General features: G+C 43.3%; 3 protein-coding genes and 1 pseudogene. All 4 read right to left on the reverse strand.

Annotated elements, in window-relative coordinates; translation table 11 throughout:
- Positions 1–252 (reverse strand): annotated as a pseudogene (locus A3738_RS16220) (alpha/beta hydrolase); the annotation flags it as partial.
- A 4-nt stretch (positions 253–256) separates the two neighbouring features.
- Positions 257–1,531 carry a hypothetical protein gene (locus A3738_RS16225; RefSeq protein WP_068476361.1) on the reverse strand — a complete coding sequence of 425 codons (1,275 nt, stop codon included), beginning with the start codon at positions 1,529–1,531 and terminating at the stop codon, positions 257–259.
- 4 nt (positions 1,532–1,535) lie between these two features.
- A complete protein-coding gene (locus A3738_RS16230; protein ID WP_068475877.1) occupies positions 1,536–1,967 on the reverse strand; it encodes an HIT domain-containing protein in 432 nt (143 codons plus the stop codon).
- Positions 1,968–1,971: 4 nt separating this feature from the next.
- Positions 1,972–2,506 (reverse strand): NAD-dependent epimerase/dehydratase family protein (locus A3738_RS16235; protein WP_156504305.1); only part of this gene is annotated, 535 nt, incomplete at its 5' end.

The raw sequence follows: 2,506 nt of genomic DNA on the forward strand, positions 1-2,506 counted from the left end.
ATCAGTAAAAGGACGAACTCCTGCGTCACTATCGCCATGTCCTTGCGCATTACTCAAAAAGATATCGAAATGTTTACTCAAGGGCCCTAGGAACTTTTCATACACCAAGCCGTTAAATCCATTGCCATGAAGAAAATGAATCACCGGTTTTCCAGTTGGAGGGGTGTAATGTCCACGCAAAGTAAAGCCTGCAGAGACGGTGTATTGCCATGGTTCCAAACCATGAATATACGAAGAGACTTGTTGGGCCAAGTGACTACCTATGAGTGATTAATGCCTGATATTTCTTTTTCAATGAATGAGTCATTTCATTGCTAATCGCATCCAGCGACTCTAAAGAAACAGGAGGATAATAATGCGAGCGGTAATGGTTCACAAATTTTAGTGTTAAAAAACCATCAAACCACTGGTGAAAGGCACTCTCAAATTGGCTTGGTGTATTCACTTGACGATGAGCATGCTGACAAAACGTATCAAAGCCTAAGTATTTCAGCGTGTCCAATAGTTTAGTGTTTTTGGATAAAGCGCCAATAAAACTCGGCATGATACGCTCCATCTCACCCAATAAAATCGCCTGTTCTAAGGAATCATATAAGTACTTAAGATCTGCGAATGTCTTAGGAGAATCGAAGCCGTAGTCATCGCCTTGGTTGTGCTCATGCTTCATTTTTTCCAAGGCTTGGCCAGTACCAAAGGGGACTCGTGAACTTAATCTGCCAGCCACACTCACAACAGGAGATTCTATACTTTCAACACCATGTAATTTGGCCAGTTTATTGAGCAGATAAAAGTCTTCTCCAGCTGATTTTTTAGGTACACCTCGAACCCGACAGTAATCGTCCACATCAATCACTATGATCGAACCAAGCGCTATATATCCGTAAGGAGACCCTGATGCTTTCAAGCGTTCAGCGACATAATGCAGTTTAAAATCATACAAAGCGCTTTCCCTAGCTAGCCCCTTCTCTGCCTGATGTTCAACACCTAAAACACATGCACTAGGACGGCTTTCAAAAGATGGGAGGTCAAAATAATCTGAGGGCAAGATAGCGTCAGCATCACTAAAATACAGCCAAGTAGGTATATGGTTTGAGAGCTGCGCGATAACTATATCTGCCCCAATTTTTCGCGCCAAGCCTACTGCTTTTTTAGCAGGTAATAGACGAGTTTGAGCGCAGTGATCAATGATTATTAATCGATGCCAATCATTTAACCTTGCAAGATAAATATGTGGATTTAAACGCTGCATCTCAAGGGCATCGATAAAATGAGAAAGCGCGCTTTCAGTTCGTCGACGAGCATCTTCAGCCCCGCCCTTAGGAGCATTAAACACCCAAACACTAATCAGGTTATCTGTTCGTGGCATATCTAAAAAGCGCGTTAATGCGCTAACAGACTCATCATAGATAGGAAGAACAAAACCAGTTACAAGGTCTGAATCGAGCTGAAGAACATCAGACTCTTGAGAAAACGCTAAGCTTTCGGGCTCAGCGTGTCGTTGCAGATAACGAGTTCGAATAGTTAGCGCCAAAGGACTATGCGAATGCAGGCTTTAGCAAATTGATTAAGGCTTCTTTTTGATCTGTGAGCGCTGCGTCGTCATATGGCTTTACCGAGTGACGCCCCCATATAGGAGCAGGCCAAGCTATGTCATTTTTGAAACGAACGACATGATGGATATGTAACTGTGAAACGACATTCCCTAAGGCCGCTATGTTTAGTTTTTCACCCTGAAAGTATTGCATCAAAGTTTTCGACAAAAACACTGATTCTGCATCAAATTGAGCACGCTGATCGTCGCTCAACTCATACAGCTCTTTCATCACATCATCGTTATCAGACATCACTCTTGGTACGAGAATGCACCAAGGGTATTGCTGATCATTCATCAGCAATACTCGACATAATGGCCAATCGACTAAAAACTCTGTGTCGCCAGCGAGGCGCTCATCCAAAATAAAGTTCACAGACTTATCCTTGCTCCTGACGCGACTGCCAAACAGCTTCCCAATCCAACGCGGATTTAACAATGACGTCTAAGTTGTCATGATCAGGAACCCATCCAAGCGTTTCTTTGATCTTGGTGTTATCTGCCATTAACGCGTCTGGATCACCTGCACGACGCTCAGTTTCCTCAACAGGGAAATCTTTACCTGATTGCGCTTTCACTACATCAATGACTTCTTTTACGGTGAAGCCTCGGCCGTAGCCACAGTTCAAGATACTAGACTCACCACCCTGTGCCATAAAATCTAAGGCCATAACGTGTGCTTTCGCCAAATCATCAACGTGAATATAATCACGAATACAGGTTCCATCGCGGGTATCGTAATCCGTTCCAAATACCTTCATACCTGATCTAGCCCCATTCACACATTCACAAGCCACTTTAATCAGGTGCGTTGCTTCAGGCGTCGCTTGACCAATTCTGCTATCAAGATCTGCTCCAGCGACATTAAAGTAACGTAGAATCACGTGTTTCAAATTTGATGCAAATGATAAATCA

It is taken from the genome of Oleiphilus sp. HI0066 (assembly GCF_001635725.1).